At 70.5% G+C, this 7,162-nt stretch carries 9 protein-coding genes; 1 reads left to right on the forward strand and 8 read right to left on the reverse strand.

Annotated features, from left to right (window positions below; all coding sequences use genetic code 11):
- Window positions 1-30: 30 nt before the first annotated feature.
- The 8 genes from gspN to gspG all read right to left on the reverse strand — a co-directional run bounded on the left by gspN (window position 31) and on the right by gspG (window position 6,350).
- Entirely contained in the window at window positions 31-738 is a 708-nt protein-coding gene (gspN, locus tag AC1RWI_RS31860) for a type II secretion system protein N (protein WP_492870338.1), read from the reverse strand.
- On the reverse strand, window positions 738-1,355 hold the full coding sequence (locus AC1RWI_RS31865; RefSeq protein ID WP_174428493.1) for a type II secretion system protein M: 618 nt from the start codon (window positions 1,353-1,355) through the stop codon (window positions 738-740). The genes gspN and AC1RWI_RS31865 overlap by 1 nt, the downstream gene beginning before the upstream one ends.
- A 23-nt stretch (window positions 1,356-1,378) precedes the next feature.
- Window positions 1,379-2,788 (reverse strand): type II secretion system protein GspL, encoded by a 1,410-nt coding sequence (gspL, locus tag AC1RWI_RS31870; protein WP_043350426.1) that lies wholly within the window; start codon window positions 2,786-2,788, stop codon window positions 1,379-1,381.
- Between the two features lie 392 nt (window positions 2,789-3,180).
- A complete protein-coding gene (gspK, locus tag AC1RWI_RS31875) occupies window positions 3,181-4,200 on the reverse strand; it encodes a type II secretion system minor pseudopilin GspK (RefSeq protein ID WP_052494707.1) in 1,020 nt (339 codons plus the stop codon).
- Window positions 4,197-4,868, reverse strand: coding sequence for a PulJ/GspJ family protein (locus AC1RWI_RS31880; RefSeq protein WP_043350423.1), 672 nt, complete (start codon window positions 4,866-4,868; stop codon window positions 4,197-4,199). Before AC1RWI_RS31880 ends, gspK begins: the two co-directional genes overlap by 4 nt.
- A gap of 58 nt (window positions 4,869-4,926) precedes the next feature.
- A complete protein-coding gene (gene gspI / locus AC1RWI_RS31885; protein WP_052494706.1) occupies window positions 4,927-5,355 on the reverse strand; it encodes a type II secretion system minor pseudopilin GspI in 429 nt (142 codons plus the stop codon).
- Window positions 5,352-5,846 carry a GspH/FimT family pseudopilin gene (locus tag AC1RWI_RS31890; RefSeq protein WP_043352408.1) on the reverse strand — a complete coding sequence of 165 codons (495 nt, stop codon included), beginning with the start codon at window positions 5,844-5,846 and terminating at the stop codon, window positions 5,352-5,354. The genes gspI and AC1RWI_RS31890 overlap by 4 nt, the downstream gene beginning before the upstream one ends.
- A 36-nt stretch (window positions 5,847-5,882) precedes the next feature.
- Complete coding sequence (gspG, locus tag AC1RWI_RS31895) at window positions 5,883-6,350, reverse strand: type II secretion system major pseudopilin GspG (RefSeq protein ID WP_043352406.1); 468 nt, start codon at window positions 6,348-6,350, stop codon at window positions 5,883-5,885.
- Window positions 6,351-6,623: 273 nt separating this feature from the next.
- On the opposite strand from gspG, the gene AC1RWI_RS31900 reads away from it, so the two are divergent.
- The coding region (locus AC1RWI_RS31900; protein WP_492870339.1) for a type II secretion system protein N at window positions 6,624-7,162 on the forward strand (539 nt) is incomplete at its 3' end.

Here is a 7,162-nt window from a genome sequence, read left to right on the forward strand (position 1 = left end):
CGGCGCGAAGGTTTCGCGCCGATGCCGGGGTCAGAAGCGCAGCCGTGTCACATTGTCCTCACGTCGTCCCAGCAGGCTTAACAGGCCCACCAATTGCGTGGCGGCGTCGGGGTCGGCATCGGCCGTGCCCTCGAAGCGCGCCTGGCGGCCCAGGGTGCCGCTGCCCTGCAGGTGCAGTGGCCCGGCGAGGGTAGTCAGTTGCAGCTTGCCGTCGGCGCCCGACCAGTCGATCTCGGCGCGGTAGCTGCCAAGCGGGCGCACCCGGCTGACGGCCGATGATACTTGGTCAAGGCGTACGGTCAGGTGGCCGGCCATGCCACCCGCGCTACCTGCGCTGCCCGGCTCGCTGGCACGGGCAAAGAACCGGCCTTGCAGGCCGGACCAGTCAATGCGCATCAGCCCGTCGGGGCGCAGGGTATTGAACGGGGCGCCGATGCCTTCGAGCAGCGCCGCCGGCATGCGGATGGCGCCAGCCTGGGCGGTCCAGCCCAGCGGGGTCACCGCCACGGCGACCGGGCCGCTCATGGCCTCGGTATGGCTGACCACCATGCGCAGCGTGCCGGTCAGCAACGGCCAGAAGGCCACTGACCATTGCAGGCGCCCGGGCAGCACCGTGGCGGTCTCGCTGCCAGCGCCGGCCGACAGGGCCAGGGTGGCGCTGCCGTTCCACAGCGAGCCATCGGCATCGGCCAGCAGCACGCGGCGGCGGGCGAGCCTCAGGGCCTCCAGGCGCGCCATCAGCCGCGCCCGCCCGGATTTGCCGCGGGGCCTTGCAGGGTGGCGGTGACGTTCACCAAGGCGGTGGCGCCCACGTAGACGATGCGGGTATCGATCACCTTGAGGCGCTGTTGCTGGCGCACGTCCTGCAGCCAGCTCGCCACGGAGCCGAAGGGCACCTTGTCGAGCTGCACCTGCACGCTGTTGTCGCCGGTGCCATTGAGGCGGGTGGCCTTGAGGCCGTGCTGGGCAAGGCTCTCCTGCAAGGCCTGGTTGAGCGCCTCGCCGCGCAGCGACGGGGCCGGGCTGGCTGCCAGGCCGCGCGCTTCCTGCGCCAGCGTTTCCATCTCCGCCGAGTCGCTGCGCAGTTGCGGCAGGCTGCGCAGCAGCTTGTCGCGGCCATCGGCGGCAGGTTCCCAGAGGACGGTGTAGCCGATCACCAGCGCCAGCACGGCGCTGCCGCCGGCCAGGATGGCTTGCTCACGCGGGTTGCGCGCCGACCAGAAGGCGTCGAATTGTTCCTGCCAGCGCTGCGGCACGCGCGGGCGCAGGCGCGCCAGCCGGTCCGCGGCGCGCGCGCGGCCAGCCGGGCTGCGCTGGGTGGCGCGGGGGCCGGGCTTGGATGCGGTGTCTTTCATCGGGTTCACTTGGCGCTCCGCGCTCACAGGCTGGGCTTGATCGACCAGCGCGTGCCGGCCGGTGCGTTGGCGCGCGCGGCGTCGGGCGGGCTATTGTCGGCTTCCATGGCCAGCCCGGACTGGCGCGCCGCGCTGCGCAGCGCATTGGTGTCGGTGCCAGGCTTGAGCGTGGCGAACAAGGTGTGCCCGCGGTATTCGAGCGCCAGCAGCGCGTCCGGCGCAAGCTGGCGTGCTGCCTGGCCGAAGCGGTCGGCCAGCGGCAGGAAATCGTCGGGCGTGCTGCGCCCGCTCGCCAGGCGCAGTTGCTCCACCTGGCGGCGCATCTGCAGCGGCGGATCGATGACCACGGGGATCTGCGCAAAGGCGCTGCGCAATGTCTGTTCCTGGCCGGCCGCGAGGCGCTGCGCCTCCTGGCGCAGCAGCAGCCAATGCACGTTCATGCCGATCAACTGGACCAGCACCAGGCCGGCAGCCAGCGCCAGCGGCAGGCGCCAGGCCTTGAGGTTCCAGCGGTCGGCACGGCCCTGGGCGAATTCGAACTGGGCCAGGTCGAGCGCGGGCTCGCGCAGGCTGGCCTGCGCCCCTTCGATCCATACCCGCCAGTCCAGCGGCTGCGCGCCCGGCGGCGCCACCTGCGCCAAGGCGTCCTTTGACGCGTACCAGTCACCAGCGGGGGCGAGTCCCTGCCAGGCGGCGAGCGCTTCGGAGCCCAGCAGCAGGCCATAGCCGGCGTACTCACTGCTGCGCACGGTCAGTTGCCAGTAGCGCAAAAGCTCGGCTGGCGCGGGCACGCCCTGCGTTTCAAACAAGGGCGACGCGCTGGTCAGCGAGGCGGCTTCGAGCGCCAGCGTGGCGGGGGTCGCGCTGGCCGTGCTGGGGTGCCCGACGGAATCCGCGCCGGGCTCGGCGGGCTGCGCCACGGGCTGCCGGGGCAGGCACAACTGCGCCGGCAACACGTGGCGGCGGCGGTGGCGATGGTCGGCAAAGGCGTCCAGCACGGCGCGCAGCCAGGCGCGGTCCGTCACCATCAGCAAGCGCCGGCGCGAGCCGCTGGCCGCCTTGCTCTTGCCCTGCAGCGCATCGAGGGCCGGGCCCACGGCGATATGGCAGGGCTGGGCGTCGGTGGCCAGCACCTCCTCGACCAGGTTCGGCAGCGCCAGCTTGAGCCGCGCCGGCGCGAGCGGCGGCACCGTGGCTTCGGTAAGCAGCACATCGCTGGCCGCCATGATCAGGACCAGGCGTTCGGCGGGGGGTAGTTCGGCGACGGCGGCGTGGCCTTCGCGCAACAGCTGCCCTGCCGCCTGGGGGCCTTGCCGGTGGCTACGGTCGGCGATGGCCGTGCGGACCAGGGCAAACGGCAAGGCACCGAAGTGCCAGGGTTGCGGCTGGTCGTGCGGCCGATGCGGCAGGCGGACGTACAGGGTGGTGCTCAAGATATCCTTGCTACAGCGCCGGTCGTGGCGTCAATGAACGATAGCGGGGGCATGCGGCCCATGCAGCGCACGGCGCTGCTTGCATGGCTGATGCCGGCTGCGATACTGCCGGCGGCACAGGACACAGCGGGCGCCAGGAGCCGTGGACTACCGCTTCCGCCGGGCCGGAGCATACCTTGCCTGTGTGACGAATTGGCGTCAATACGTATCTGTCTGATGCTGCTGGCCAAGTGCCCGGGAAGGGCACCGGCAGGCGTTTCGCGGGGCGCCTGGGAGGCCCGGGCCTGCCCCTTGTGGCCACCTACGGTCACCCTTTTTGCCCCGCGCGATCCGACAGCATGATCCCAAAATCCGCCAGCCACGACGGCCACACGGACGAGGGGTTGCGCGCATCAGCGCTGCTCCGGCATCCGGTCGATATCGCGCACCCACACCACCCGGGTGGTGTTGGCATTGCCCAGCACTTCGCCGCGGTAGACCAGCGAGACCTGCATGCGGCTGGCGCGCTCGTGGCGGATCAGCCCGTAGATCAGGAAATAGTGGGTGCGTACGTCGAGCGTGCCGGTGGCGGTGTTGGGGTCGGCCTGCGGCGCCAGTGTGCGCAATTGCGTTTGCAGGTCGCTAACGTTGTTGAAATAGGCGCGGTCGCGCTGGCGCACCACTTCGCGGGCGCGGTCGAGTGGCAGCTTGTCGATCACGGCGGCCAGCACTTCGGCCTCGGCGGTATTGGCATTGACGAGCGTGCGCTCGGGCAGCACGTCGACGAAGGGCGCCAGCGCGGCCACGATCTCCGGCGTGTAGCCCGCAATGGCGAGCAGGTCGTTGACGTCGTCGGGCGCGCGCAGCCCGCGCTGGCTGTCGCTGCTGCCGCCGGCGGCGCTTACCAGGTAGCGGGCGGTCGGCTCGGCCAGCGAGGCGTTCAGGCCCAGCGTCTGCAGCAGGCGGCGATAGATCGCCAGGCTGGGGGCGTCGATGGTGGCGATCCGGCCTTGGGACTCGCTGGCGGTCCACAGCACGAGGTTGGAGAGGTTGAAGCGGGCCTGGGCGTCGAGGATGCGGCCCGACAGGAAGGAGGTTTCGCCTTCCTGGTCGGTGCGCAGGCCGGCTCCGAGGAAGTCCGACAGGCGGGTCTCGGCGATCGGCACCGCCCAGGGCTCGCCGAGCTGGTCCACGCTGGTGCGGCGCTGGTCGTCACGCAGGATCAGGCGGGCCCAGTCGACAGCCGCGCGCTCGATCCAGCTGGCCTGGGCCAACAGGCGCTGGTTCTCGATGGAGCGGATCTGTACCTGCTGGCGCCAGAGCATGCCGGATACCACCACGACCGCCAGCGTGACCACCAGCAGGGCCGTGACCACGGCGGCGCCGCGCTGGCGGCGGCCGGCCGGCACAAGGGGAGCGATGCGCTTGCTCATAGGCCGGTCATGCAGATTTTCTGGAAGCGCCGCGGCGTGTCGCCGTCGCCCATGCGCGCCGTGAGGTTGAGCTCGATCGCACGCACCGCCGTGGTGGCTACCCCCAGGCTGGCGCTCACGCCCGAGGCGGCCACCGCGCTGGCGCTGGCGTTGCCGCTGAGCAGCGCGGCGGCGATACGGCCGTTCTCGGCCTGCCAGCCACCGGGTTCGACCCAGACGCGCGCCGACAGGCTGTCGGCATCGCCGACCAGCGGCCGCGCCAGGTTGCCGCCGCCGCCCGCCTGGCGCAGCGTGATCATCGCGGCCTGCACGGCGCTGCGGTTGTCCGCCGGCGGGCTGGCCGCGCGCACCACGGTGTTGCCGTTGAGGCGATAGGCGACGACCTGCCACTGGCCGGGGCGACCCTCGTCGCGGCGGTCTCGCACCATCAACAACTGACCGTTGCCGAGCTCTACGGGGCTGCCCTGCAGCAGGGTCGGGCTGCTCAGGTGCTCGCAGTCGGACTGGAACTGTCCGTATAGCAGCTTGAGCGAATTGAGGCGGTTGTCGTGGTCGGTCAGGCGCTCGCGGCCGCGCGTCATCGCGTCCAGGCCGCGCCAGGCGATCACGGCGATCACTGCCAGCAAGGTGATCGCCACCAGCATTTCCAGCAGCGTGAAGCCGCGCATGGCCAAGGCCGGGCGTGGCCGCCCAAGGCACTTAAGGCACTTGAAGCGCTTAACGCGTTTAGAGCAGGTTGCGCGTTTCATTGGGAACGATGGTGACCAGCCAGGCCAGGCGCACGGATTTGTCGGCGCCGGACGGGTAGACCGCGATCTCGACGCGGCGGAAAGAGGGGTTGGGCGTGCCCGAGATGGTTTCTTCGCAGTACAGCTCCACGCCGCCTTGCGGGCAGGCGTACCCGCGCGTGCCGGGCTCGGGCCAGGTCTTGGACAGGCGCAGGGTGGCGAGGTGGTTCTCGGCACTCCACTCGGCCAGCATGCGGGTCTGCAAGGCGGCGCCCGCCTCGATCATCGATCCCATCGCGCGCATGGCGGCGGTCAGCGCCACGGCCAGGATGGTCAGGGCGACCAGCACTTCGATCAGGGTGAAGCCGCGCGCCGGCAAGCGCCGGGAGGTACGCGCGCAGGCGAGGGATTTCGGGCGGCGCGTCATGGCGTGCTGGCAAAGTAGCGGCCGGCGCCGTCGCTGGCCACGTCGACGCGGATGCCGCCGCGCACCAGCACCACATGCTGGGGATCTTCGATCAGCTCGCGCCCGAACACCAGGCGCGCGCCGCCGTTGCCGCGCCCGCCCTCGGTGACGGCCACGCCGTCGAGCTGCAGGCGCCATTTGGTCGGCGCGAACACGTCCCCGGCGAGCGGGGCCCATCCGGCCGGCGTGGCTTGCAGGAAACGCCAGCCGACCGTATCGGCCTCCCAGGCAATCGGCCGGGCGCGCAACTGGGCTTCTTCCTGGGCGAGCTCGAACAACCGCGCAATGCGCTGTCCGTCGTCGAGCACGCGGCCGCGCTCATTGGGCGCGGCATTGACGGCTACCAGCGAGATCACGATGCCGGCGATGACCATCACCACCAGCAGTTCCAGCAAGGTGAAGCCGCGGCTGCGATGGCCGCGAAGTCGCCCTGCCTGTGGCCAGGTGCTCATGGCTGCGCGCCTGGCCCGGATCATGGCAGTGGTTCCTTATTCCCAGTTGCCGATATCGGCGTCGTTGCCGCTGCCGCCAGCCTGGCCGTCGGCGCCGAAGCTGAACACGTCGATCTCGCCGCGCACGCCCGGGTTCAGGTACTGGTACGGATGGCCCCAGGGATCCTTGGGCAGCTTTTCCAGGTAGCCGCCACCCTTCCAGTTATTGGGCACGGGCTCGGTGGTGGGCTTGGCCACCAGTGCCGCGAGGCCTTGCTCGGTGGTGGGATAGCGGCTGTTGTCCAGGCGGTACAGCTTGAGCGCTTGCATGATCGAGGAAATGTCCTGGCGCGCGGCGACGATACGGGCTTCGTCGGGGCGGCTCATGATCTTCGGGACCACCAGCGCGGCCAGCACGCCGAGGATCACGATCACGACCATGATTTCGATCAGGGTAAAGCCGCGGGCACGGCGGCGGCCGAGGCGGGGCGAAGAGTCGGGAAGGGTGGCAACGTTCCTGCGCATCATGGTTAGCCTTATGGAATATCTGGCGGAGCGCCTGCTTATATCCGCGTTGCATCCGCGTGGCGGCGATCCAGTGGTCGAACAGTATAACCGCCACTTCATGACGATTTTGCGAGCGAGTGCTTGCATGTTCACCCGCGGCGCAACGGCGCGGGATGCGCGGAATGCACCGTTTTGCCTTGGCGCGCCGATGCGTTGCGGGCCTGACGGAGGCAGACAGCTGTCATGCGGCTCTGGTAGGCTTGGCGTTTTGATGCCTACCAGCCCACTTCCGTGCAACTCTCCTTGCGGCCCGCCCTTCGCTTCAACCCCTCCAGCCTCTGGCTGCCGAGACTGGCCGCGCTCGTGCTGTTCGTCGCGCTATGCGCCCTGGCTACCCGCTGGGCGCTGACCTTCAGCGCGATGCAGACCATTGCCGTGCCGAACGCGGCCCGCGTGGCGCAGACCGAGGCGGTGGAGACCGGCGCGGCCGGCACGCTGTTTGGCGGCAACGCGCAGTCCGGCGTGCGCGATGTGCAGTTGATCGGGGTGGTAGCCGACATTGGCAGCGGCGCCGGGGCAGCCATTGTCTCGCTGGATGGTGGCCCGGCCAAGGCGGTGCGCGCGGGCACCGCGCTGTCGCCGCAGATCCGGCTGACGGAAGTCCGTGATCGCGGGGTTGTGATCGAGCGCAATGGCGTGCGCCAGGAAATCGCGCTGCCGGTCCCGGCCATCGTCACGCGCGGCCCCGCGGCGGCCACGCAGCCGGCTTTGCCGGCAGGCGCGGCGGCGCCGCTATCCACGCCGATGCCGGTGCCCGCCACGCCCATCCC

This window comes from Cupriavidus sp. MPR-AND1C, assembly GCF_058809705.1.

Coding starts and splice junctions, on each gene's coding strand:
- AC1RWI_RS31880 (WP_043350423.1), bottom strand. CDS start 4,868: ATGCGCGGCTTCACGCTGCTGGAAATGCTGGTGGCGATCACCTTGCTG.
- gspG (WP_043352406.1), bottom strand. CDS start 6,350: ATGCGCAGGAACGTTGCCACCCTTCCCGACTCTTCGCCCCGCCTCGGC.
- gspI (WP_052494706.1), bottom strand. CDS start 5,355: ATGACGCGCCGCCCGAAATCCCTCGCCTGCGCGCGTACCTCCCGGCGC.
- AC1RWI_RS31865 (WP_174428493.1), bottom strand. CDS start 1,355: ATGAAAGACACCGCATCCAAGCCCGGCCCCCGCGCCACCCAGCGCAGC.
- AC1RWI_RS31890 (WP_043352408.1), bottom strand. CDS start 5,846: ATGAGCACCTGGCCACAGGCAGGGCGACTTCGCGGCCATCGCAGCCGC.
- gspN (WP_492870338.1), bottom strand. CDS start 738: ATGGCGCGCCTGGAGGCCCTGAGGCTCGCCCGCCGCCGCGTGCTGCTG.
- gspK (WP_052494707.1), bottom strand. CDS start 4,200: ATGAGCAAGCGCATCGCTCCCCTTGTGCCGGCCGGCCGCCGCCAGCGC.